The sequence below is a fragment of the Corallococcus silvisoli genome, assembly GCF_009909145.1.
Lineage (GTDB): Bacteria > Myxococcota > Myxococcia > Myxococcales > Myxococcaceae > Corallococcus > Corallococcus silvisoli.
Genome location: NZ_JAAAPJ010000012.1, coordinates 77,804 through 100,214 on the forward strand (window position 1 = coordinate 77,804; position 22,411 = coordinate 100,214).

At 69.6% G+C, this 22,411-nt stretch carries 21 protein-coding genes and 1 riboswitch; of the genes, 16 read left to right on the forward strand and 5 right to left on the reverse strand.

Annotated elements, in window-relative coordinates:
• Nucleotides 1-212 precede the first annotated feature (212 nt).
• A complete protein-coding gene (locus GTY96_RS23725) occupies nucleotides 213-923 on the forward strand; it encodes a siderophore-interacting protein (protein ID WP_161665901.1) in 711 nt (236 codons plus the stop codon).
• 1 nt (nucleotide 924) lies between these two features.
• On the opposite strand, the gene GTY96_RS23730 is transcribed toward GTY96_RS23725, so the two are convergent.
• Nucleotides 925-1,290: a hypothetical protein gene (locus GTY96_RS23730; RefSeq protein WP_161665902.1), complete on the reverse strand. Its 366-nt coding sequence runs from the start codon at nucleotides 1,288-1,290 to the stop codon at nucleotides 925-927.
• 475 nt (nucleotides 1,291-1,765) lie between these two features.
• On the opposite strand from GTY96_RS23730, the gene GTY96_RS23735 reads away from it, so the two are divergent.
• The 4 genes from GTY96_RS23735 to GTY96_RS23750 all read left to right on the forward strand — a co-directional run bounded on the left by GTY96_RS23735 (nucleotide 1,766) and on the right by GTY96_RS23750 (nucleotide 6,693).
• Complete coding sequence (locus tag GTY96_RS23735) at nucleotides 1,766-2,440, forward strand: Isoquinoline 1-oxidoreductase subunit (RefSeq protein WP_161665903.1); 675 nt, start codon at nucleotides 1,766-1,768, stop codon at nucleotides 2,438-2,440.
• On the forward strand, nucleotides 2,437-2,898 hold the full coding sequence (locus GTY96_RS23740; RefSeq protein ID WP_143905021.1) for a (2Fe-2S)-binding protein: 462 nt from the start codon (nucleotides 2,437-2,439) through the stop codon (nucleotides 2,896-2,898). Before GTY96_RS23735 ends, GTY96_RS23740 begins: the two co-directional genes overlap by 4 nt.
• Before the next feature lie 11 nt (nucleotides 2,899-2,909).
• A complete protein-coding gene (locus tag GTY96_RS23745) occupies nucleotides 2,910-5,177 on the forward strand; it encodes a xanthine dehydrogenase family protein molybdopterin-binding subunit (protein WP_161665904.1) in 2,268 nt (755 codons plus the stop codon).
• 517 nt (nucleotides 5,178-5,694) lie between these two features.
• The gene (locus GTY96_RS23750; RefSeq protein ID WP_161665905.1) at nucleotides 5,695-6,693 is read left to right on the forward strand and encodes a hypothetical protein; all 999 of its coding nucleotides are present in this window, start codon (nucleotides 5,695-5,697) and stop codon (nucleotides 6,691-6,693) included.
• 447 nt (nucleotides 6,694-7,140) lie between these two features.
• On the opposite strand, the gene GTY96_RS23755 is transcribed toward GTY96_RS23750, so the two are convergent.
• Nucleotides 7,141-7,821, reverse strand: a complete 681-nt coding sequence (locus tag GTY96_RS23755) for a tetratricopeptide repeat protein (protein WP_161665906.1) — start codon at nucleotides 7,819-7,821, stop codon at nucleotides 7,141-7,143.
• Between the two features lie 301 nt (nucleotides 7,822-8,122).
• A riboswitch (TPP riboswitch) is annotated at nucleotides 8,123-8,234 on the forward strand.
• Nucleotides 8,235-8,277: 43 nt separating this feature from the next.
• Between GTY96_RS23755 and thiC the strand changes: the two genes are divergently transcribed.
• Nucleotides 8,278-10,149 (forward strand): phosphomethylpyrimidine synthase ThiC, encoded by a 1,872-nt coding sequence (gene thiC / locus GTY96_RS23760; RefSeq protein WP_143905025.1) that lies wholly within the window; start codon nucleotides 8,278-8,280, stop codon nucleotides 10,147-10,149.
• 132 nt (nucleotides 10,150-10,281) lie between these two features.
• Nucleotides 10,282-10,692 carry a DUF4870 domain-containing protein gene (locus GTY96_RS23765; RefSeq protein WP_143905026.1) on the forward strand — a complete coding sequence of 137 codons (411 nt, stop codon included), beginning with the start codon at nucleotides 10,282-10,284 and terminating at the stop codon, nucleotides 10,690-10,692.
• Between the two features lie 3 nt (nucleotides 10,693-10,695).
• Here the strand turns inward: GTY96_RS23765 and moaA are convergent, their stop codons facing one another.
• From moaA to thiO, 3 genes are all read right to left on the reverse strand, one after another.
• Entirely contained in the window at nucleotides 10,696-11,700 is a 1,005-nt protein-coding gene (moaA, locus tag GTY96_RS23770) for a GTP 3',8-cyclase MoaA (protein ID WP_143905027.1), read from the reverse strand.
• 66 nt (nucleotides 11,701-11,766) lie between these two features.
• Nucleotides 11,767-13,008 carry an HD-GYP domain-containing protein gene (locus GTY96_RS23775; RefSeq protein ID WP_161665907.1) on the reverse strand — a complete coding sequence of 414 codons (1,242 nt, stop codon included), beginning with the start codon at nucleotides 13,006-13,008 and terminating at the stop codon, nucleotides 11,767-11,769.
• A gap of 170 nt (nucleotides 13,009-13,178) precedes the next feature.
• Complete coding sequence (gene thiO, locus GTY96_RS23780) at nucleotides 13,179-14,294, reverse strand: glycine oxidase ThiO (RefSeq protein ID WP_143905029.1); 1,116 nt, start codon at nucleotides 14,292-14,294, stop codon at nucleotides 13,179-13,181.
• Nucleotides 14,295-14,588: 294 nt separating this feature from the next.
• Here thiO and hisG point away from each other — a divergent pair, with 294 nt between their 5' ends.
• The 9 genes from hisG to hisIE all read left to right on the forward strand — a co-directional run bounded on the left by hisG (nucleotide 14,589) and on the right by hisIE (nucleotide 22,211).
• Entirely contained in the window at nucleotides 14,589-15,446 is an 858-nt protein-coding gene (gene hisG / locus GTY96_RS23785) for an ATP phosphoribosyltransferase (RefSeq protein WP_161665908.1), read from the forward strand.
• 427 nt (nucleotides 15,447-15,873) lie between these two features.
• Nucleotides 15,874-17,175: a histidinol dehydrogenase gene (gene hisD, locus GTY96_RS23790; protein ID WP_161665909.1), complete on the forward strand. Its 1,302-nt coding sequence runs from the start codon at nucleotides 15,874-15,876 to the stop codon at nucleotides 17,173-17,175.
• Entirely contained in the window at nucleotides 17,172-18,209 is a 1,038-nt protein-coding gene (locus GTY96_RS23795) for a pyridoxal phosphate-dependent aminotransferase (RefSeq protein WP_143905032.1), read from the forward strand. Before hisD ends, GTY96_RS23795 begins: the two co-directional genes overlap by 4 nt.
• Entirely contained in the window at nucleotides 18,209-18,802 is a 594-nt protein-coding gene (gene hisH, locus GTY96_RS23800) for an imidazole glycerol phosphate synthase subunit HisH (protein WP_143905033.1), read from the forward strand. The genes GTY96_RS23795 and hisH overlap by 1 nt, the downstream gene beginning before the upstream one ends.
• Nucleotides 18,799-19,515 (forward strand): 1-(5-phosphoribosyl)-5-[(5-phosphoribosylamino)methylideneamino]imidazole-4-carboxamide isomerase, encoded by a 717-nt coding sequence (locus GTY96_RS23805; RefSeq protein WP_161665910.1) that lies wholly within the window; start codon nucleotides 18,799-18,801, stop codon nucleotides 19,513-19,515. Before hisH ends, GTY96_RS23805 begins: the two co-directional genes overlap by 4 nt.
• Nucleotides 19,512-20,057, forward strand: coding sequence for an imidazoleglycerol-phosphate dehydratase (locus tag GTY96_RS23810; RefSeq protein ID WP_161665911.1), 546 nt, complete (start codon nucleotides 19,512-19,514; stop codon nucleotides 20,055-20,057). The genes GTY96_RS23805 and GTY96_RS23810 overlap by 4 nt, the downstream gene beginning before the upstream one ends.
• Nucleotides 20,057-20,818, forward strand: coding sequence for an imidazole glycerol phosphate synthase subunit HisF (gene hisF / locus GTY96_RS23815; protein ID WP_161665912.1), 762 nt, complete (start codon nucleotides 20,057-20,059; stop codon nucleotides 20,816-20,818). The genes GTY96_RS23810 and hisF overlap by 1 nt, the downstream gene beginning before the upstream one ends.
• The gene (gene hisN, locus GTY96_RS23820; RefSeq protein ID WP_143905037.1) at nucleotides 20,815-21,597 is read left to right on the forward strand and encodes a histidinol-phosphatase; all 783 of its coding nucleotides are present in this window, start codon (nucleotides 20,815-20,817) and stop codon (nucleotides 21,595-21,597) included. Before hisF ends, hisN begins: the two co-directional genes overlap by 4 nt.
• Entirely contained in the window at nucleotides 21,594-22,211 is a 618-nt protein-coding gene (gene hisIE / locus GTY96_RS23825; protein ID WP_143905038.1) for a bifunctional phosphoribosyl-AMP cyclohydrolase/phosphoribosyl-ATP diphosphatase HisIE, read from the forward strand. The genes hisN and hisIE overlap by 4 nt, the downstream gene beginning before the upstream one ends.
• Nucleotides 22,212-22,411 lie beyond the last annotated feature (200 nt).

The window sequence follows — 22,411 nt, forward strand, 5'->3', positions numbered from 1 at the left end:
CTCATGTCCGCGTTCCTTTCATGGGGGTCCACCCCTGAAGATGTGTCTTCGGGTCCAATGGGGTGGGCCGGCGAAGCGGTGGCGCCCGGCTGTCTGGCCGTCCGACGGCTTCGCCCCCGTGGCCACGCTCCACCGCCTCCCCGCGACACTTCACGCAACTTCATGTGTCACGGTGACAGGGCAGGGGTATGAACGCCTGAACGGAGGGACCCATGGCATCCGCGAAGGTCATGCTGGGAAATCTGCTGGGGCGCTTTCTCTTCCACGACGCCCGGGTGACGCAGGTGCGCGAGGTGTCGCGCGCCTTCCGTCAAATCGACTGTGAAGGTCCTGCCTTGCGCGGCCAGGGGTGGTCGCCGGGAGACAAGGTCCAGGTGTACCTGCCGGGCCTGGGCATGCGCACGTACACCCCGCTGTCGTGGGACGAAGCCCGCGGGGCGACGGCCTTCCTCGTGTACCTGCATGGCGACAGCCCGGGAGCGAAGTGGGGCCGCGACGCGCGGGTCGGTGACGCGGTGCAGTTCTTCGGGCCCCGGCGCTCGGTGTCACTGGAGGCAGGCGACGCGCCGGTGGTCCTCTTCGGTGACGAAACGTCGTTCGCGGTGGCGCACGCTTTCCGGACCGGAGCGAAGCGGGACGTCACGCCCGTCTTCGAGGTATCGAGCCGCGACGCGTGCGCCCCCGCGCTGCGTGAGCTGGGCTTCGAGGGCCGGGACGTGGAGCGCACCGCGGCGGATGCCCACCTGGCGCAGGTCCACGAACGCCTGAAGGAGGCCTTGAAGGCCAGACCGGGCGCGACGCTGGTGATGACGGGCCGCGCGCAGTCCATCCAGGCCCTGAGGAAGCAGCTGCGCGGCGACGGCGAGCGCGCCACGCCCAAGGTGAAGGCCTACTGGGCCGTGGGCAAGGCAGGGCTCGACTGAATCAAGCCGGAGCGAACTGGAGCCCACGCAGGAAGTCCTCGCGGCCCCGGAGCACTCCGGCGGGACGGCGCTTGGGCTTCTGCCGAAGGAAGCGCGAGGCGTCCTGGCGGCGGTAGCAGGTGAGGAGGCGATCCTCGTCATTGAGGATGAGGATCCACCCGCGCGCCTGCCGCGCGAGCGATGAATCCCGCAGGCTCCAGGGCAGGTCGCGCTCGTGCACGGTGATGTGGGTGGCGCCGCAAGCGCGTGCGGGGGTGCCGAACTCGAGGATGAAAGCGATGACCTCCTCGCGCAGCTTCCAGCGGGCGCTCTGCTCGACGAAGAGGCGGGTGAGGGAGAACACGGACGACGCGGGGCTCTGGCGCATGGCGGGCAATCTCCTTGCGCGTCCTCCAATACACACGCCGTTCCAACGCTCCTTGCATGCGATTCCGCGCACTTGCGCGGCGCCCGTGTCCGCCTCGAAAGACATTCCGTCAATCCCGCCGGAGGTCCGTGTCAGCAAGACACAGCGGGCCTTCCTCCCGCCGCGCTTTCACGCGGTCCGTTCGAGGCTGGAGCCCGCGCACCGTCGCGGCCTTGGACAGGAAGCTCTCCGAGGCCCTGGCAGGTAGCCCGCTCGCCGTCGAGCGCGAACGTGGAGGTTTCACGAAGGACTCCGCGCTTTGGAGGGTGAGGGGGCGTCTTCGGCTTTTCGTCCCATCCTGAAGAAACGCTTCACGGGCCATGCGGCTTTTTGTCAGGCTCCGGGAGGGGCGGCCTGGGGCAGCATGGCCTGTCCGGCCCGCGACGCTGCGTGTGAGGCGGGCGCGACCTCTGGCCGAAGGGATGGACGGGGCACGATGAGTCTTCGCTTGAAGGCACTGGGAGCCGTGCTGGGCGCGGGTGCGGCGGGGGTGACGCTGGCGCTCATGTTCAGCGCGGGATGTGGAGGCCGCGCGAGACACGCGGTCGCGGAGCCGTTGCCCGCCGTGGAGCCGCAGGCGCTCCGTGCTCCGGCGGTCTTCGCCTCCATCGAGGACAAGAAGGAGCGCTCGCGCGCGCTGTTCCTGGAGGCGAGCCGGGTGATGCTGCATCCCCGGTGCGTCAACTGCCATCCCGCGGGAGACAGCCCGCTGCAGGGAGACGCCTTCCAGGTGCACGACCCGCCGGTGGCGCGAGGCCCCAGCGACCAGGGCGTGCCGGGCCTGGAGTGCACGTCGTGTCATCAAGACCGCAACGCACAGCTGGCGCGGGTCCCCGGTGCGCCCCAGTGGCATCTGGCGCCCCGGGTGATGGCGTGGCAGGGGCGAACGCCCCGTGCGTTGTGCGAGCAGCTGAAGGATCCGGCGCGCAACGGGGGCAGGAGTCTGGCGCAGCTGGTGGAGCACTCCGCGCATGACGAGCTGGTGGGATGGGGTTGGAAGCCCGGAGCGGACCGGGTTCCGGCGCCGGGAACGCAGGCGGAGTTCGGGGCCCTGGTGGCAGCGTGGGTGAAGGACGGCGCGGAGTGCCCGCGCGAGGAGAGCCGACCGTGAGCATCCGGGTGCGAGTGAATGGAACCGAGCACGAGCTCGACGTGGATCCGGAGATGCCGCTGCTCTGGGCGCTGCGCGACGTCTTGACGTTGACGGGGACGAAGTATGGCTGTGGCCAGGCGCTCTGCGGCGCGTGCGTGGTGCACATCGACGGGGCGGCGGTGCGCTCCTGCGTGACGCCGGTGCGCCGGGCGGAGGGCCGCGAGGTGATGACCATCGAGGGGCTGTCGCCGGATGGCTCGCACCCCTTGCAGAAGGCATGGGTGGAGCTGGCGGTGCCACAGTGTGGCTTCTGTCAGGCGGGGCAGCTCATGACGGCGGCGGCGTTGCTGGCGAAGAAGCCGAAGCCCACCGACGCGGAGATCGATCAGTCGCTGGCGGGCAACCTGTGCCGCTGCGGGACGTACACGCGCATCCGCGCCGCCGTGAAGAAGGCGGCGGGACTGCCGACCGAGTGAGGACGCCGACCATGGAAGACATCCGCATCCGTCTGTCGCGCCGTTCGGTGCTTGAAGGAATGGGGCTGGTGGCGGCGGGCCTGGGCCTGGAAGTGGTGCTGCCCGCGAGAGCGCATGCTGCGCCCATGCCCACGTCGCTGCCCGCGGTACCCACGGAGGGCCTGCGGGCGAACGTCTTCGTGCACGTGGCACCGGACGGGGTGGTGACGATCGTCTGTCACCGTTCGGAGATGGGGCAGGGCGTGCGCAGCTCGCTGCCGGTGCTGATCGCGGACGAGCTGGGCGCGGACATGGCCCACGTGAAGGTCGTCCAGGGTGACGGCGACGCGGCCTACGGAGACCAGAACACGGACGGCTCCAGCAGCGTGCGGAAGATCTTCGATGACCTGCGCTACGCGGGAGCGACAGCGCGCACGATGTTGGTGGCGGTGGCGGCGAAGCGCTGGAAGGTGGATCCGGCGGAGTGTGAGGCGCGCGACCACGCGGTGTTCCACAAGGGGGGCTCGCGGGTGTTGAAGTTCGGAGAGCTGGCCTCCGACGCGGCGAAGCTGAAGGTGCCGAAGAAGGACGCGGTGACGCTGCGGCCCCGGAGCGAGCTGAAGCATCTGGGCAAGGAGCTGCCGCTGCTGGACGGGCCGGACATCGTGACGGGGCGCGCGGTGTTTGGCGCGGACGTGGTGTTGCCGGGGATGCGCACGGCGGTCATCGCGCGTCCGCCCGTCGCGGGGGGCCGGGTCGCCCGCTACGACGCGACGAAGGCGTTGGCGGTGCCGGGGGTGCGGCAGGTGGTGGAGTTGCCGGCCGCGACGAAGCCCTTCCTGTTCCAGCCGCTGGGCGGGCTGGCGGTGGTGGCGGACCACACCTGGGCGGCGATGAGAGGCCGCGCGGCGCTGGAGGTGACGTGGGAGGGCGGGGACAACGCGAGCTACGACTCGGCGGCGTACCGCGAGCAGTTGCTGGAGGTGATCGGCAAGCCGGGCAAGGTAGTGCGCAACGTCGGTGACGCGGAGGGCGCGCTGGCGAAGGCGGCGAAGCGGGTTCAGGCGACCTACACCACGCCGCACCTGGCGCACGCGCCGATGGAGCCGCCCGCGGCGGTGGCGAGGGTGGAGAACGGCACCTGCGAGGTGTGGGCGACGACGCAGAACCCGCAGGCGGCGCGCAGCGAGGTGGCGAAGGCGCTGGGCATGGACCCGTCGAAGGTGACGGTGCACGTGACGCTGCTGGGGGGCGGGTTCGGCCGCAAGTCAAAGCCGGACTACGTGGTGGAGGCGGCGCTGGTGGCGAAGGCGGTGGGGGCGCCGGTGCGGTTGCAGTGGACGCGCGAGGACGACGTGCGCCACGACTACTACCACTCCACGAGCGCGCAGCGATTGGAGGCGGGCCTGGATGAGCAGGGCAAGGTCGTGGCGTGGCACCAGCGCATCGCGTTCCCGCCCATTGGCTCGACGTTCGCGGACGCGACCTTCGCGGGAGACGGAGAGATGGGGCAGGGCATCACGGACCTGCCGCTGGCGATCCCGGACATCCGGATGGAGAACTGCGAGGCGCGAGCGCACACGCGCATCGGCTGGCTGCGCTCCGTGGCGAACATCTACCACGCGTTCGCGGTGCAGAGCTTCATCGACGAGCTGGCGCACGAGCGGGGAACGGATCCGCGTGACACGTTGCTGGAGGTGCTGGGGCCGTCGCGGATCGTGACGCCGAAGGACCTGGGCGTGGCGAAGGTGCCGAACTATGGGCAGTCACTGGACGAGCACCCGGTGGATACGGCGCGGCTGCGGCGGGTGATTGAGAGGGTGACGGGGCTCGCGCGCTGGGACGAGCGCAAGCAGCAGGGAAGGGCGCTGGGACTGGCGGCGCACCGCAGCTTCCTGACGTACGTGGCGGTGGTGGTGTCGGTGGTGAAGGACGCGAGCGAGCGCATCCGGGTGGACGAGGCCTGGATCGTCGCGGATGCGGGCACCATCGTGAACCTGGAGCGCGTGCGTGCGCAGATGGAAGGTGCGGTGGTGTTCGGCCTGAGCCTGGGGCTCTACGGTGCCATCACGATGAAGGACGGCGCCACGGTGGAGAGCAACTTCCGGGACTACCGGCTGGCGCGGATCGCGGAGGCACCTCGGAAGATCCACGTCGACATCATCCCCAGCGACGGACGCCCCGGAGGCATCGGCGAGCCCGGTGTGCCCCCGGTGGCGCCGGCCCTGGCCAACGCCGTGTTCGCGCTCACGGGGACCCGCGCGCGCGAACTGCCGCTGGTGAAAACCGTGAAAGTGTAAGCAGGAGGGACGCAATGCTGGAAGATTTCTTGGATTACTTTCGCGAGCCGTCGCACATTGTCGGTTTGATGCCCGCCAGCATCAGTTGGTGGTTTGTCCTCTGGGTTGTTGGCGGGGTTGGAGGAATCATCTGGCTGATCATCCGCCTCCGGCGAGGGGATGACCATCAGCGCGACACTCTTCGCGTCCCTCCTCAAATCTAAAAGGACTCCAAGCGCTGAATCGCGGTATTCGCGCTCACAGGGACGCGGGTGCGCGAGCTGCTCCTGGTGAAGACCGTGAAGGTGTGAGCCGGAGGCCGTCCATGCTGAGTGACTTGTCGTGCATGGGCGTCCTTCGCCCTCCGAGCTTTCGCCGTAGGCCTTGGGGCTTTAACCTGCGGGGAATGCGCTGCGGATCCCACCGTTGGTCCATCTCAGGCCCCTTCCTGACCATCGAGCACGAGGTCCGCTCCATCGATGGGTGGCTGTCGAGGGGGGCGCTCCTGGCGGCCGTGGCGTTCCCGTTGATCTCTTGGGTGACGGGCTTTCTCTCCGGCGACTGGCAGCTCTGGTTCCTGATGCTGGCTCTGGGCGTCGCGGCTGCTCACCATCTGGGTTCTCGGTGGAAGGTGTTGCTGAACCTGGAGACACGCACCCTGTGGCGCCGCACCGGTTACAGGGAGCTGGGCGGGCAGACGCAGCCCCTGGAGCCCTTCACGTCGGTGGCACTCGTCATGCGCGGTCGGTCGCCCGCCACGGATGGCCCGCTCTTCGAGAAGGTCTATTCCGTGGCGCTGAAGTCGCCCACGACGGTCGTCGTCCTGTCCCACAGCGATGATCGGGAGGAGGCCTTGGAGCTTGCGCAGGCTGTCTCACGGTTCCTCGGGCTGGGGCTGAGCGTGGAAGGGGGGCACAGCCGCGCCGTGACCGCGCGCCTGGAGGAGGCGCCGCTCACGGAGAAAGGCATCCCGGATCTGCCTTACGGCAGCGACATCCGCTTTACCCAGGGGGCTCGGGGCTTGACGGTGGAGCTGCCCCCGTGCGGATGGCAGCCCACCTACGCGGGGCAGGGCGCCTTCGCCGTGCTCATCGGCCTGGGTGGGCCCCTCTTCCTGGGGGTGCAGTTGCGGCGCGCGTTCGGCCCCCAATGGTTCTTCTCGACGGTGCCGTTGATTGCCACGGCCATCTTCGTCAGCTGCGGCGCCCTCATGCTGTGGCGCGTAGCCTGGGTGGCCACCAGCGGCTGTACCCTCAACGTGTCGTCTCGGGGCCTTGAGTTGACACACCACGGACCGTGGCGGAGGAGGAAGGTCCTGCGGCTCCCGGCCTCGCGCATCCAGGACATCGACCTGCGAGACGCAAGGACCGATGTCTCCCGACGAGGCCGGGGCATTGTCATTGATCACGACCAGGGAACCGAGCTTCTGGGGATGGATCTCTCCCAGGAGGAACTCGAGTGGACGGAGAAGGTGCTGCGCGGGGCTTTGGCGACCCGGAAGGTTCCGGTGCCTGCCCTTCGAACCGAGCCGAGTTAGAGCAAGGACACCCCGGTCAATCCCAGTGCTCGCGTGAATCAAGCCCCCTGTCAGGGTGACGGAAACTATTGTCAATCACAGTTCATTTCGGGAGGAAGTCCATGTCTTTGGGCTGTCCGGGTTCAACCCACTGGGACTCGATACGGAGTCTACGGACCGAGCCCTGCGACCAGAGAAGGCCCTGCGTTCCCGCCTGGAGTCCGCCTAATCGCTCACTTGGGCGGCTCGCGTCCGGGCGAGACGAGAACTGGGACAACGCGCGGTCCGAACGCAACCTCACGGCGACAGGCTGTCCCCAGAAGAGCGCCTCCACTCCATAGAAGAAGCCATAGGTGAGCAGTCCTCCCACGAGGAGTCCTGTGACGAAGAACCAACCGCCTGAACGATGCCTGAGCATGTTCGGAAGCGTATCGGATCTCGGACGCACCGGTGCGGCACACCCGCGATTCAGTAGATTCGACACCGCCTGGAGGGTGTTGAGATCAGGTCGTTGATCAGGCCGAGCGCACGCACTCGCTCAAACTCTGGCGCTTTGCGAAGTTCCGTCGGGTTCTGATAGCCCAAAGCCCAGGCAAACCGAATCAACGCGGCAGCCTCCGTGACGTTTCCTTCTGCCGCCCTGAGCGCGGCGAGGTTCAGCATGGGTCCCGCCATGTCGGGAGCACGGCGCAAGACCTGGCGCAGGAGCGCTTCCGCCTCCCCCTTCCGCCCGCTGGAAAGCCACACCTCCGCAATCGCGGCATCCACCAAATCAGTGTCCGCCCCTTTCTCTCGCGCGGCGCGCAGCGTGGTCTCAGCTGAACGAAACATCCGAGCCGAACTCTGTGCCAGCCCGAGCGCCAGCAGGATTTCAGCCATGCGCTTCTCCGATGCCTCTTTTCGCAGCGTCGAGAGTTCGGAAACCGCATCCGCGCCGCGATCGAGCTGAATCAGGATCCTTGCTTTGAGAAGCCGGCTGTCAAACGAACCGCGCACATCGGCCGGTGCCATGGACCAGCTCGCCAAGGCCGCTTCGTATTCGCAATTGTTGGCAAGATGCTCGGTCATCCAGAGCGATTGGCCACGCGCGCTCGTAGCGAACAGAAGAAGGCAGACGACTCCCAGGGTCGATGCATGCATGTGTTGCATGAGAGTAGGCCTGTTGGCCTTGCCGTGCCGAGGTCGTCGAACCAGGCCATGCACGGGCGTTTGACTATCTCTTCGCATCTGGCTGCGCGCTCCATCGTTGCCTTCCGAGCATTGTCCCCGACCGGCTGGTGATGAGCATAGCCGTACGCCATCGGAGAACGCTCGCATCGCCCAGTCGGAGCGCGAGCATGAGGTCCTTGGCGGGTCCTTCGTCCCTCCCCGCAGGGCCGTCACGCGTCCACTGGCCTGGGTCCACTGCGCGCGCGGGTTGAAGCCCGCTCCCCCCTGCGCTACACCGCTCCCCATTCGCTAGGGGCGCCTCCGGAAGGGGGCTGAGACGGACGCGTGGCCGCGCCCGACCCTTTGAACCTGAACCGGTTAGTACCGGCGGAGGGAAGCGGTGTGGGTGCTCCTGGCCCGTCCCGACTCCCGTCCGTTCTCACGAGGAGTCGTCCGATGAGTGGAGCGTCCAAGAGCCTGAAGGTCGACGGGAAGGTACTGGAGGGGATCAGCCGCGGCCCGCTTCCCGCCTCGCGCAAGGTCCATGTGCCGGGGTCCCTGTACCCCGACATCCGCGTCCCCCTGCGCGAAATCTCCCAGACGCCCACGCGCCACCACGGCCACGCGGGCCCCGAGACGGCCAACCCCCCCGTCCACGTCTACGACTCCAGCGGCCCCTACACGGACCCGGCCGCGGACATCGACCTGCGTCGCGGCCTGCCCGCGCTGCGCGAGAACTGGATCCGCTCCCGGAACGACACGGAGGAACTGGCGGGCATCACCTCCGAATACGGCCGCGCCCGTGAAGCCGATCCGCGCCTCGCCGGCCTGCGCTTCAACCACATCCGCAAGCCCCGCGTCGCGAAGGCGGGCGGCAACGTCAGCCAGATGCACTACGCCCGCAAGGGCATCATCACGCCGGAGATGGAGTACGTCGCCGTGCGTGAGAACCAGAAGCTGGACGCGTCCCTCGCCGCCCAGCACCCCGGCCACTCCTGGGGCGCCGCCATCCCGCGCGTGATCACACCGGAGTTCGTGCGCGAGGAGATCGCCCGCGGCCGGGCCATCATCCCCGCCAACATCAACCACCCGGAGCTGGAGCCGATGATCATCGGCCGCAACTTCCTGGTGAAGATCAACGCCAACATCGGCAACTCCGCCGTCACGTCCTCCATCGAGGAGGAGGTGGAGAAGATGGTCTGGTCCATCCGCTGGGGCGCGGACACCGTCATGGACCTGTCCACCGGCCGCAACATCCACGAGACGCGCGAGTGGATCCTCCGCAACGCGCCCGTCCCCATCGGCACCGTGCCCATCTACCAGGCACTTGAGAAGGTCAACGGCAAGGCGGAGGAGCTCACCTGGGCCATCTTCCGCGACACCCTTATCGAGCAGGCCGAGCAGGGCGTGGACTACTTCACCATCCACGCCGGCGTGCGCCTCCAGTACGTCCCGCTCACCGCCAGGCGCCTCACCGGCATCGTCAGCCGCGGCGGCTCCATCCTCGCCAAGTGGTGCCTCGCCCACCACCAGGAGAACTTCCTCTACACGCACTTCGAGGAGATCTGCGAGATCATGAAGGCGTACGACGTCAGCTTCAGCCTGGGTGACGGCCTGCGCCCCGGCTCCATCGCCGACGCCAACGACGCCGCGCAGTTCGGCGAGCTGGAGACGCTGGGCGAGCTCACGAAGGTGGCCTGGAAGCACGACGTGCAGGTGATGATCGAAGGCCCCGGTCACGTCCCCATGCACCTCATCCAGGAGAACATGACCAAGCAGCTCGCCGTGTGCCACGAGGCGCCCTTCTACACGCTGGGGCCTCTCACCACGGACATCGCGCCCGGCTACGACCACTTCACCAGCGGCATCGGCGCGGCGATGATCGGCTGGTTCGGTACGGCGATGCTCTGCTATGTGACGCCCAAGGAGCACCTGGGCCTGCCCGACCGCGATGACGTGAAGGAAGGCGTCATCACGTACAAGATCGCCGCGCACGCCGCGGACCTCGCCAAGGGCCACCCGGGCGCCCAGGCGCGCGACAACGCCCTGTCCAAGGCCCGCTTCGAGTTCCGCTGGGAGGATCAGTTCAACCTGTCGCTCGACCCCGAGCGCGCCCGCGCCTTCCACGACGAGACGCTCCCCGCCGAAGGCGCCAAGGTCGCGCACTTCTGCTCCATGTGCGGCCCGCACTTCTGCTCCATGAAGATCACCCAGGACGTGCGCGAGTACGCCGACAAGGTGGGCGTCAACGAAACGCAGGCGCTGGAGCAGGGGATGAAAGAGAAGAGCGAGGAATTCAAGAAGGCTGGCAGCGAGCTGTACCGCTGAAGCCAGCCGGCGGGCGGGGGCCTCCTGGCGCGGCCCCTGTCCACTGGATGACAGCCCCCGACACGGCGTGCCATGGTGCGTGCCATCGGGGCGCGCCCTGTCGCGCTCCCTTTGACTCCCGGAAGGGCTCTCATGGACATGGACCCCCAGCAGCGCGAGGATCAGCAGTTCGGCTCGTTCATCACGGGCTCGCCCACGGCGAGTTCGGATGAACGGATGATGGGGATGATGGCCCACCTGGGCGCCATCGCCGGCCTCGTGGTGGGCGCGGGCTTCCTGGGCTGGGCGGTGCCGCTCTTCCTGATGCTGACCAAGGGCAAGGAGTCCTCCTTCGTCCGCGGCAACGCGGTGGAGTCGCTCAACTTCCAGATCACCTCGCTGATCGCGATGGTCGTCTCTGGCATCCTGATGTGCGTGGGCGTGGGCCTCATCCTGATGCCGCTCGTCGCGGTGACGTCGCTGGTGTTCAGCATCATCGGCGGCATCAAGGCGAACGAGGGCCAGATCTACCGCTACCCCGTCAACCTCCGGCTGGTGAAGTAGTCCTCAGCCGCCAATGCCCATCATGGGCAGGAGCGTGGCGCCGTTTCCGGCCTCCGTGAAACGGTGCCCCTCCGGCTTGTCCCCCAGCGCGCGGCGCACGGCCAGGGCCAGCTCCGCGTCGGTGGCCCCGCCCCGGATGAGCTGGTGCAACGGCGCCTGCGCCCTGCCTCCCAGGCAGCTGCGCAGGTCTCCATTGGACGCCACCCGCACCCGGTTGCACCCGCCGCAGAAGTTCTGCGTCAGCGGGGAGATGAAGCCCACCCGCCCGCTGTCCGTGCGCCAGTAGCGCGCGGGCCCGGAGGTCGGCGAGGCGGCGCTCTCCGGCGGCTCCTCTGTCAGCACCCATCCGGTGGCCGCCAGGCGCTCCAGCAGCTCCGCGGTGGGGACGGGCGTGCCCTGGCCAAAGGGCATCAGCTCGATGAAGCGCGGGGTGATGCCGCGCGCGTGCGCGAAGGACACCAGCGCGGGCACCTCCGCGTCGTTGATGCCGCGGAGCACCACGACGTTGAGCTTCAGCGACTGGAAGCCCGCGCCCGCCGCCGCGTCGATGCCGCGCAGCACCGCAGCGAAGTCGCCCTGCTTGGAGATGCGGCGGAAGGTCTCCGGGGAGAGCGTGTCCAGGCTCAGGTTGAGCTGGGTGACGCCCGCCTCGCGCAGCGGCACGGCCAGGGGCTCCAGGCGGCTGGCGTTGGTGGTGATGGCCAGGTGCTCCACGCCGTGAACGGCGCCCAGCTTCCGGGCGATGTCGAGGATGTCCGGCCGGGCGAGCGGCTCGCCCCCCGTCAGGCGCACGCGGCGGATGCCCATGCGCGCGAAGACGGAGACGATGCGCTCGAACTCCCCCGCGTCCAGCAGGTCCTTCTTGCCGCCCCATGAGGCCGGCGAGCAGTAGGAGCAGCGGAAGTTGCAACGGTCCGTGATGCTCAGCCGCAGGTAGGTCATGCGCCGCCCCTGCGCGTCAGCGAGCGGCGGAGCGAGCGGATCAGGAGCAGGCAGGGGGGCGGTCATGACGGAGCCTTCCGCCTTCATGGATAACAACCCGCGTGGGAGCGCACATCGCTCCCCGGCCGGGGCTCAGCCCTCGGTGCCCGACGCTGAACGGATGGCGACCGGCGGCGCGCCGTGGGGCGCGGATGCGCTGGCGGTCGTGCCCACGGGCGGCGAGTCCGTCTCGTCGTCCAATTCGGTCAGCCGGGCCAGCTCGGATTCGGCCTCGGCGGCGTCGGCGGCGGCCTGCATGGGGTTGAGCTTCTTCTCGGCCATCTCCTTCTTGATGCGGATCAGGCCCTCCTCGCCGATGTCCAGGAACGCCTTCACCACGTCCGGATCGAACTGGGTGTTGGCGCAGCGTTTGATCTCCTGGATGGCGTTCGCGAACGTCGTGCCCTTGCGGTACGGCCGGTCGCTCGTCATCGCGTCCAGCGTGTCCGCCACCGCGAAGATGCGCGCGCCGATGTGGATCTCATTGCGCTGGAGGTTGCGGGGGTAGCCCGCGCCGTCGAACCGCTCCTGGTGCGACAGGACGATGTCCGCCGGCGTGGAGAGGAAGGGGATGTTCTGGATCATCTGGAAGCCGATCTCCGGATGACGCCGCATCTCCAGCCACTCGTCGGGGGTGAGCTTGCCGGGCTTGAGCAGCACCGCGTCCGGCACGCCAATCTTCCCGATGTCGTGCAGGAGCGCCCCGCGGCCAATCTCCTCCATCTCCTTGCCGCGGATGCCCATCCGGCTGGCGATGGCGCTCGTGTAGCTGACCACGCGCTGCGAGTGGTCGCTCGTCTCGTGCTCGCGCGCGTCCAGGGCCGCCACCAGCGCCAGCAGCGTGTTCTGGTACGTGTTGGCGATGTTGTGCAGCGCGCTGCGCAGCTCGGCGGTGCGGTCGCGCACCTTGCCCTCGAGCTTCTTCTGGTAGCGCTTGCGCGCCATCTCGATGCGCCGCTTGGCGAGCGCGCGCTCGATGGCGCGGATCAGGTCGGTGAGCTTGGGTGGCTTGAGCAGATAGTCCACCGCGCCCCGGCGCAGACAGTCCACGGCGGACTCGGTGTCGCCGTAGCCGGTGAGCATGATGACCGACGTGTCCGGCAGCCGCTCCCGCAGGTTCTCCAGGAGCCACAACCCGTCGCGGCCCGGCATCTTCATGTCGCTGATGACGAGCGGCGTCTCTTCTTCACCCGCGATGTCGAGCGCCATCTCGGCGCCATTGGCGGCGACGCAGTTGTAGCCCTCCTCGCGGAGGAGCACGGAGATGACGTCGCGAACGGAATCGTCGTCGTCGACGATCAGGATTCTGGGCGGGGCGGGGGGGATGGCTTCCACGGCGGAAGATTCTAGAGGTTTCCAGGGATTAAAGGCGAACGAGTGCGAGAAATCATCACCCCCTCGCCTCCCTGCCATCCAGGGTGGGGTGCGAGCCCTGGCTTCCAGGAAAACTTCTCCCGTTCTGTCCGCATTCCCCACCGTCGGAGGTAGGGCGGGTGGGCGGCGCTTCAGCCGTGCGCAATTGTCCCGCGGTCGTAGCGGAACGGGGCGAGGTCCACGGAGGGCTTCTCTCCCAACACGGCCTGTGCGAGCAGCTTCGCGGTGATGGGGGCGAGGAGGATGCCATTGCGGAAGTGGCCCGTGGCCAGGAAGAGGCCGGGCATGGGGCCCTCGCCGATGTACGGCAGCGCGTCCTGGGTCCACGGCCGGAAGCCGGCCCACGTCTCCGTCACCGGTGCGCTCCCCAGGTCGGGGCACAGCTCCAGCGCCATGTCGAGGATCCGCGCGAGCCCCGCCGCCGTGACCTGCTTGTCGAAGCCCACGTGCTCCATGGTGCTGCCCGCGATGATCCGCCCGTCCGCGCGCGGCACCAGGTAACCCTTGGCGGAGGTGACGACACGCTCCAGCAGGGGCAGGCGCGTCTGCAACTGCACCATCTGTCCGCGCGCCGGGCGCACCGCCTGCGCCGACACGCCCGCGCCCTGGACCAGGGACGACCACGAGCCCGCCGCCAGGACCACCGCGTCGGCGCGCAGCACCTCTCCGTCCAGGTCCACGCCCACGGCGCGGCCTTGCTCGTGCACCACGCCGCGCACGTATCCACTCTTGAACACCGCGCCCACGCGCGCGGCGGCCATGGTGAGCGCGCGCACGAGCAGCCGGTTGTCGACCTGATGATCATCCGGGAAGTGCGCGGCGCCCTGGGCCCGCGGTGTCAGGTGGGGCTCCAACTCGCGCGCGGCCTTGCCGTCCAGCAGCTCCGCGCGCAGCCCCAAGGCGTGCTGCCAGGCCACGGTGGACTCCACGTGGTGGAGATCCGCTTCGTCGAATGCGACGCGCAGGAGGCCGCAGGGCCGGTAGGCGATGTCCACGCCGGACAGCTCACGCAGCTCGGAGGCGAAGGCGCCATAGAGGGCGCGGCTTCGCAGGCACAGCTCGAAGAAGGGGCCGGGGCCGTCGGACTCCCACTGCGGGGCGAGGATTCCGCCCGCGGCGCTGGAGGCTTCGGCGCCGGGGATGGAGCGCTCCAGCACGGTCACGCGCGCACCGGCCTGCCGCAACCGCAGCGCGATGCCGCAGCCCATCACGCCACCGCCCACCACGAGAACGTCGGAGGTCGCCATGCGCCGCTTGTGCTCAAGCATGCGCGGGTTTGCAAGCCTCAAGACAGGGTGCGACTGGGGGTGACTTGACGCCGGGGGGGCCTGTCGTTAACCCTAGGGTCGTGCGTTCCTCCTGTCTGCATCACCACCATGCGCATCATCGGCCGGCCCATGACGGGACCGATCGCCGCGCGCATGCCTGGGTGACGCACTAGAACGCACCCACTTCCGGCAGATGCCCGCAGTGACCGAAGGCCCGTCCCCCCAGGACGGGCCTTTTTTCGTTTCCGCCACCGCAGTCCCTCGAGCCCCCCCATGTTGAAGATTGCCCTGCCGAACAAAGGACGTCTGTCCGAGGAAGTGCGCGAACTGTTCAACGACGCGGGCCTGGAGGTGCGCGCGCGCGGCGAGCGGGCACTGACCGCGTCGCTGGGCGGCGAGTTCGAGGCCATCTTCGTCCGCGCCCAGGACATCCCGGAGTTCGTCGCGGATGGCGCGGCGCAGGCCGGCGTCACCGGGTGGGACCTGGTGAGCGAGGCGGGGCGCGAGCTGGAGTCGTTGATGGACCTGGAGTTCGGCCGCTGCCGGTTGGTGGTGGCGGCGCGCGACGACAGCCGCATCGTCCGCGCGGAGGACGTGAAGGACGGGGTGCGGGTGGCCTCCTGCTTCCCGCGGCTGACGCAGGCCTACTTCCAGCAGCGCGGGCAGCGGGTGACGGTGGTGCCGGTGAGCGGCGCGGCGGAGATCGCCCCGCACCTGGGCATCGCGGACATCGTGGTGGACCTCACCTCCACGGGGTCGACGTTGAAGATGAACGGCCTGCGCGAGGTGGCCACCGTCCTGGAGTCCAGCGCCCGGCTGGTGGCGTGCCCGCGCAATGGCGAGGTGGCGCGGCGCGCGCTGGAGGAGCTGACGCAGGCGCTGGGGTCGGTGCTCGCGGCGCGGGGGCGGCGCTACCTCATGGCCAACGTTCCGAAGACCTCGCTGGAGCAGGTGCGCGAGGTGCTGCCGGGCCTCAACGGACCGACGGTGGTGGATGTGATGGATGGAGGCAACTTCGTCGCGGTGCACGCCGTGGTCTCGTCCCGGACCATCTACCGCACGGTCAATGCCCTGAAGGCCCTGGGCGGCCAGGGCATCCTCGTCACGCGCATCGAGAGGCTGATGGCATGAGCGCCCCCGTCCTCGAGTCCAGGGTGCCCCCACCGAAGACCGTCCGGAGCTTCCTCGCCACGTTCACCGAGAGGAGCGCGGCATGACCCCGTGCGATCACGAGTCCTGTCTGTTTCAGCCAAGCGGCGGTCGGAGCTTCCTTGTCACATGTATCAAGCGAGGCGAGCCATGACGGCCTGTGTTCACGAGTCTTGTGTGCTTCAGTCCGAGACGGGCCGGAGCTTCCTCGTCACGTGCACCGCGAGAGGTGAGGCATGACCGCCTGCGTTCCCGAATCCTGTGTGTTTCAGTCGAGGGGCGGCCGGAGCTTCCTCATCACGTGCATCGAAAAGGAACAGGGCATGACAGCCCGCGTTCACGAGCCCGGAGGGCTCCGCGCACGGGACCGCGGGAAGCCCCGTGCCACGCGGTCCGAGAGGGAGCTGGCATGAGCGCCCCGGTCCTCAAGTTCCAGGGCGCGTTGTCCGACCTTGCTCCCGATGCGCGACGCCAGCTGATGGCACGCACGGGGGACGCGGACTCTCAAGTCGCCACCCGCGTCCAGGCACTCATCGCTCGGGTTCGAGTGGAGGGCGACCGTGCCCTCTTCGACTTCGCTCGGGAGTTCGACCGCGTGGAACTCACCGCGCTGGAGGTGCCGCGCTCGCGATGGGACGCGGCGCTGGAGGCCCTTCCTCCGGCTGTGCGCGGAGCCCTGACTCGCGCGGCGCGCAACATCGCTCGGGCTCATGCGGCGCAGCGGCCCCAGGCGACGGAAGTGGAGATAGAGCCAGGCGTGGTCGTGGGCCGACGGCCGGATCCGCTGGGCAGGGTCGGCGTCTACGCACCCGGTGGCCGCGCGACCTACCCGAGCAGCGTGCTCATGGGCGTGGTCCCCGCCAGGGTCGCGGGCGTGGGCGAAGTCATCGTCTGCTCTCCGCCCGGGCCGGACGGTCAGCCGAGCGCGGGCGTGCTCGCGGCCGCGGCGCTGGCGGGGGCGGACCGGGTCTTCGCGCTGGGCGGAGCGGGCGCGGTGGCCGCGCTGGCCTACGGCACGCAGCGTGTCCCCCGAGTGGATCGCATCGTCGGTCCGGGCAATGCGTACGTCGCCGCCGCGAAGCTCCAGGTGGTGGACGCGGTCGCCATCGACGCGCCCGCGGGCCCCAGTGAAATCCTCGTGGTGGCGGATGCGAGCGCCCGTCCCGCCGCGGTGGCGCGCGAGCTGCTGGCCCAGGCCGAGCACGACCCGGAGGCCTGCTGCGTGGCGTTGGTCCTGGGCGCGTCGCTCGCGCAGGCCGTGAGGGACGCGGTGGAGCAGCAGGCCCGAACCGCGCGGCGGGGCGACATCATTCGTTCGGCGCTGGGCAGCCGGGGGGCGGTGCTGCGCATCGACTCCCTGGAGGAGGCGTGGCCCTTCGTCGCGGACTTCGCACCGGAGCACCTGCTGCTCGCGACGTCCACGCCGTCGGCGGACCTGGCACGGGTGCGCAACGCGGGCACCGTGTTCGTGGGGCAGCGCGCGTCGGTGGCCTTCGGGGACTACCTCACGGGCGCGAACCACGTGCTGCCCACGTCCGGGCTGGCCCGGGCGTACTCAGGATTGAGCGTGCTGGACTTCTATCGGTGGACCACCTGGCAACGGGTGACTCCCGAGGCCGCCGCGGCGATGGCGGAGGACGTAGGAACGCTGGCGGACAGCGAGGGCCTGTTCGCCCACGCGGCCGCGGCGCGGGCCTGGAGGCTGTCGTGATTCCCTTCCGCGAAACGTATCGGGACATCCCGCTGTACTCGCCGGCGAAGAAGCCTTGCCGGGTGGACCTCAGTGACAACACCAACCTCTTCGGCGCGCCGCCGTCCGCGGAGCGCGTGTTGCGCGAGGAAGGCCTCCATCGTCTCGCGAGGTACCCCGCGGGCTATGCCCCGGACCTGAAGCGCGCCGTGGCCGGGTACGCGGGCGTCGGGGCCGAGTGCGTGACGACGGGCTGTGGCTCGGATGACGTCATCGATTGCGCGCTGCGTGCCTTCCTGGAGCCGGGGGACGTGGTGGCCTATCCGGATCCGACGTTCGTGATGGTGCCGCTGCTCGCCCGCTTGAGCGCACTCAACCCGGTGCCCGTTCCCCTGCGGCCGGATCATGATCTGGACGTGGACGCGCTGCTCGCCACGAGGGCGAAGCTCTTCTACGTCTGCACGCCGAACAACCCCACCGGGACGGTGGCCTCGCGCGCGGCGGTGGAGCGGCTGGTGGATCAGGCCCCGGGCGTGGTGCTCATCGATCAGGCCTATGTGGAGTTCACGCGGGGAGGGGACTTCATGGACCTGGCGCGGACGCGCCCCAACGTCCTGGTGACGCGCACCATGTCCAAGGCGTTCGGGCTCGCCGGCCTGCGAGTGGGCTGGGCCGTCGGTGCCCCCGCGCTGGTGGCGGAGGTGGAGAAGGCCCGGGGCCCCTACAAGCACACGGCGCTGGGCGAGGCCGTGGCGGTGTCCGCGCTGATGGACGATGTCCCGTGGATGGAGGCCTGCGCGGCGGAGGCGGTGGAGAACCGCGAGCGTCTGCGTGGAGGCCTGCGGGCCCTGGGCCTGGAGCCATTGCCGTCGGAAGGGAACTTCCTCCTCGTTCCCTTGCCGGGCGCCCCGTGGGTGGGGGAGGCGATGCGGGAGCGCCACGTGAACGTGCGGGTCTTCGAGGGACTGACCGGCGTGGGGGATGCGCTGCGCATCGGCTGTGGTCCCTGGCCCCTGATGGCATCGGCGCTGAAGGCACTCCGGGAGGTGCTGTGATGCGCGTGACGCTGTTCGACTATGGCGCGGGCAATCTGCACTCCCTCTCCAAGGCGCTGGCCACCGGGTCGGGCGTGGAGGTGCGGGTGCGGGAGGATCCGCTGCGCGCGCTGGACACCGACGTCCTGGTGCTGCCCGGCGTGGGCGCGTTCGGCGCGGCGGCGGCGCGGCTCGCCCCGGGCCGCGAGGCGATGCGTCAGGCGTTGGACGCGGGACTGCCTTGCCTGGGCATCTGCCTGGGAATGCAGCTGCTCTTCGAGGAGAGCGATGAGGGGGAGGGCCAGGGGCTGGGCTACTTCCAGGGCCGCGTGACGCGGCTGTCGGCTCGACACGTGCCGCAGATGGGATGGAACGACGTGGAGGAGGACCGCGCGCTGGGGGCCACGCGGCTGCCCACCGTGTACTTCGCGCACAGCTATGCGTGCCGCGCCGTGGAGCCACGCGAGGTGGTGGGGTGGACGACCCACGAAGGCGACCGGTTCCCTGCCTCCGTGCGGCGGGGAAACGTGCTGGGCGTGCAATTCCACCCGGAGAAGTCCTCAAGCGCGGGCGTGCGCTTCGTGCAGGCCTTCCTCCAAGAGGTGGCACCATGATCGCCATCCCGGCCATCGACCTGCGGGAGGGAGCATGCGTCCAGCTCGTGGGAGGCTCCTACGACGCGGAGCGCGTCCGCGTGAACGACCCGTTGGACGCCTTGAAGCAATGGCTCGCGCTCGGCTTCCGCACGTTCCATGTCGTGGACCTGGACGCGGCGCTCGGCAAGGGCTCCAACGCGGACGTGCTGGCGAGGCTCATGTCCCATGCCCCGGGCCTCACCTTCACGGTCGGCGGAGGGGTGCGCGATGACGCGCGCGTGGAGGCGGTGCTCGCGGGCGGCGCGTCCTCGGTCGTCGTCGGCACTCGCGCCATCGAGGACCTCGCGTGGCTCACCGGCGTCGCGGAGCGCTTCCCGGGCCGGGTGGTGGTCGCGGCGGACGTGAAGGAGCGCGAGGTCGTGACGAGGGGGTGGACGTCGGGCAGCGCGCGCGACATCCACGACGTGCTGGCCGCGCTGGAGCCGTTGCCGTTGGGGGGACTGCTCGTCACGGCGGTGCACAAGGAGGGACAGCTGGGGGGCGTGGACCTGCCGCTGATGGCGGAGGTGGTCCGCACGAGCCGGCACCGGCTGTACGCGTCCGGCGGCGTGACGACGCTGGAGGATCTGCGCGCGCTGGCGAGGGCGGGGGCGCACGGGGCCGTGGTGGGCATGGCGCTTTACACAGGACGGCTGGATGCGGGCGCGGTCGCGCGGGAGTTCACGGAATGAGTACGAGCACCACGGTCGTCCGGGAAACGAAGGAGACACAGGTCAAGGTCGAACTGGCGCGCGGCTCGGGCGTGGCCCGCGTGGACACGGGGCTCAAGTTCCTTGATCACATGCTCGCCACCTTCGCGCGCTACGCGGGCCTGGACCTGACGCTGCACGCGCGGGGTGACCTGCGGCACCACCTGATGGAGGACGTGGCCATCACCCTGGGCACCGCTGTCCAGCGCATCATCCCCGCCACCGCGGCGCGCTATGGCGAGCGCACCCTGCCCATGGACGACGCGCTGGTGCAGGCCTGCCTGGATGCCGGCGGACGCTTCTACTACCGAGGACCGCTGAAGAGCCGGCTGTATGAGCACTGGATGCGCTCCTTCTGCGAGCACTCGCGCATCACGCTTCACCTGCGCGTGCTTCGCGGCAGGGACAGCCACCACCTCACCGAGGCGGCCTTCAAGGCGCTGGGGCTCGCGCTGCGCGACGCGATGGTGGACTCAGGTGTCGTCTTCAGCATGAAGGGCAGCGTCTCCCTGGAGGTGACGTGATGCTCCGCCGCCGACTCATCGTCTGCCTGGATGTGAAGGGCGGCCGCGTGGTGAAGGGCGTGCGGTTCGAGGGCCTGAGGGATGTGGGCGATCCGGTGGAGCTGGCGCGGCGCTACGAAGACGCCGGCGCGGACGAGATGACCTTCCTGGACATCTCCGCGAGCGCCGAGGAGCGTGAGACCTTGTGGGACCTGGTGCGGCGCACGGCGGAGCGCCTGTTCATCCCGCTCACCGTGGGCGGAGGCGTGCGCACGGTGGAGGACGTGGGGCGGGCGCTGCGGGCAGGCGCGGACAAGGTGAGCATCAACTCCGCGGCGGTGGCCACGCCGGAGCTGCTGACCGGCTGCGCGCAGCGCTTCGGCGCCCAGTGCGTGGTGGCCAGCATCGACGTGAAGCGGGAGGGTGAGCGCTACCGTGTGTACACGCACGGTGGCCGGCGTCCCACAAACCTGGACGCGGTGGACTGGGCGAAGGAGTGCGTCCGGCGCGGGGCGGGGGAAGTGTTGCTCACCAGCATCGACCGGGACGGCGCGCGTTCCGGGTACGATCTGGACCTCACCCGCGCGGTGGCGGAGGCCGTGGAGGTCCCCGTCATCGCCTCCGGAGGCGCGGGCCACGCGGAGCACGTGCGTGATGCCCTGACCCTCGGCTCGGCGGACGCCGCCCTGGTGGCGGGCATCCTCCATGACGGCCTCACCACGGTGGGTGCCCTGAAATCGCTGCTGCGCGACACCGGCCTTCCCATCCGGAGCACGACATGACCGTGGACCCCAGAGATCTGATGCAGGCCGCCGCCGACGTGGCGCGCAAGGCCGGTGACGTCGCGCGCGAGTTCTTCCGCAGCGGCATCGCCGTGGACACCAAGAGCGATGGAACCCCCGTGACGGTGGCGGACCGCACCGCCGAGTGGACCGCGCGCCAGTGGTTGGAGGAGCGCTTCCCGGAAGACGGCATCCTGGGCGAGGAGTTCGGCGAGTCTCGGCCGGGCGCGAGGCGCCGGTGGATCCTGGATCCCATCGACGGCACGAAGACGTTCATCCGGGGCGTGCCGCTGTGGGGCACGCTCATCGCGGTGGCCGAGGGCGAGCGCATCCTCGCGGGCGCCGCGTACTTCCCCGCGGTGAACGAACTGCTCGTCGCCTCTCCAGGCCTGGGCTGCTTCTGGAACGGCTCCGCCACGCGCGTGTCGGCGCAGGACTCGCTGTCCCAAGCCGTGGTGCTCGTCACCGACGAGCGCTTCCTCCAGAACCCCGCGAAGGGCGCCGCGTGGCGCGAGCTGTCCCGTCAAGCCTCCCTCTCCCGCACGTGGGGGGACTGTTACGGCTACCTCCTGGTCGCCACCGGCCGCGCGGAGGTCATGGTGGACGAGGGCCTGTCGCCGTGGGACGCGGCGGCGCTGCAGCCCATCATCGAGGAGGCGGGCGGCGTCTTCACCGACTGGAAGGGGGCGCGCACGGCGTTCGGCGGAGACGGCATCGCCACCAACGCGGCGCTGGCGGCGCGCGTGCGCGAGGTGCTGGGCGCGGGAGTCCGGCCATGACGCTGGACCTGTCCGCGCTGAACTTCGACAAGGGCCAGGGCCTCGTCACCGTGGTGACGCAGGACGCGCGCTCCGGAGACGTCCTGATGGTCGCGCACGCGGACCGCGAGGCGCTGGAGCGAACGCTCGCCACGGGTGAGATGCACTATCGCTCCCGAACGCGCGGCCTGTGGCACAAGGGCGCCACCAGCGGGAACACCCAGAAGGTCATCTCGCTCCGCGCCGACTGCGACGGCGACGCGGTGCTCGCGCGCGTGCGGAAGGCCGGCCCCGCGTGCCACACCGGCGCGGAGACCTGCTTCGGTGAAGGCCGCTGGGACGCGCTCGCGCACCTGGACGCGACGCTGGCCTCGCGCGCCGCCGGCCCTCAGGCGGAAGGGGAGAAGCCTGGCTATACCCGGCGCCTGCTGGCGGACCGGAACCTGCGCCTGAAGAAGCTGGGCGAGGAGGCCGCGGAGCTCGTCACCGCCTGCGCGGACGCGGACCCCCTCCGGGCCGCCGAGGAGGCCGCCGACGTGCTCTTCCACGTGCTCGTCGCGGTGCGTCCCCTGGGCCTGACCCTGGAGGATGTGAAGGCCGTGCTGGCCGCTCGCGCCCGCCTGAATCAAAAGTGACTCTCAGGGATTCCCCGACGTGTCCGTTGCGACCCGGGTGGACTTGTCCAACATCACTGCATCCTCACAGCGTGGCTGGCACACAGCCGCGCCAAAGGTGCAGGGGTGTGTCCGCTACTCTTCAACCGCTCCGGCGATCCTGGTACAGAATCCGCCGTGCGGCGCGGGCCGCGCCAGACGAGGCGCCCCCAGTCTTCTTC

What these genes read in the sequence shown, in the direction of transcription:
- GTY96_RS23765 (WP_143905026.1), top strand. Translation starts at nt 10,282, where the DNA reads ATGGACATGGACCCCCAGCAGCGCGAGGATCAGCAGTTCGGCTCGTTC.
- hisIE (WP_143905038.1), top strand. Translation starts at nt 21,594, where the DNA reads ATGACGCTGGACCTGTCCGCGCTGAACTTCGACAAGGGCCAGGGCCTC.
- hisF (WP_161665912.1), top strand. Translation starts at nt 20,057, where the DNA reads ATGCTCCGCCGCCGACTCATCGTCTGCCTGGATGTGAAGGGCGGCCGC.
- GTY96_RS23805 (WP_161665910.1), top strand. Translation starts at nt 18,799, where the DNA reads ATGATCGCCATCCCGGCCATCGACCTGCGGGAGGGAGCATGCGTCCAG.
- GTY96_RS23725 (WP_161665901.1), top strand. Translation starts at nt 213, where the DNA reads ATGGCATCCGCGAAGGTCATGCTGGGAAATCTGCTGGGGCGCTTTCTC.
- hisG (WP_161665908.1), top strand. Translation starts at nt 14,589, where the DNA reads ATGTTGAAGATTGCCCTGCCGAACAAAGGACGTCTGTCCGAGGAAGTG.
- GTY96_RS23755 (WP_161665906.1), bottom strand. Translation starts at nt 7,821, where the DNA reads ATGCAACACATGCATGCATCGACCCTGGGAGTCGTCTGCCTTCTTCTG.
- thiO (WP_143905029.1), bottom strand. Translation starts at nt 14,294, where the DNA reads ATGGCGACCTCCGACGTTCTCGTGGTGGGCGGTGGCGTGATGGGCTGC.
- GTY96_RS23730 (WP_161665902.1), bottom strand. Translation starts at nt 1,290, where the DNA reads ATGCGCCAGAGCCCCGCGTCGTCCGTGTTCTCCCTCACCCGCCTCTTC.
- hisD (WP_161665909.1), top strand. Translation starts at nt 15,874, where the DNA reads ATGAGCGCCCCGGTCCTCAAGTTCCAGGGCGCGTTGTCCGACCTTGCT.
- hisH (WP_143905033.1), top strand. Translation starts at nt 18,209, where the DNA reads ATGCGCGTGACGCTGTTCGACTATGGCGCGGGCAATCTGCACTCCCTC.
- GTY96_RS23810 (WP_161665911.1), top strand. Translation starts at nt 19,512, where the DNA reads ATGAGTACGAGCACCACGGTCGTCCGGGAAACGAAGGAGACACAGGTC.
- hisN (WP_143905037.1), top strand. Translation starts at nt 20,815, where the DNA reads ATGACCGTGGACCCCAGAGATCTGATGCAGGCCGCCGCCGACGTGGCG.
- moaA (WP_143905027.1), bottom strand. Translation starts at nt 11,700, where the DNA reads ATGACCGCCCCCCTGCCTGCTCCTGATCCGCTCGCTCCGCCGCTCGCT.
- GTY96_RS23745 (WP_161665904.1), top strand. Translation starts at nt 2,910, where the DNA reads ATGGAAGACATCCGCATCCGTCTGTCGCGCCGTTCGGTGCTTGAAGGA.
- thiC (WP_143905025.1), top strand. Translation starts at nt 8,278, where the DNA reads ATGAGTGGAGCGTCCAAGAGCCTGAAGGTCGACGGGAAGGTACTGGAG.
- GTY96_RS23735 (WP_161665903.1), top strand. Translation starts at nt 1,766, where the DNA reads ATGAGTCTTCGCTTGAAGGCACTGGGAGCCGTGCTGGGCGCGGGTGCG.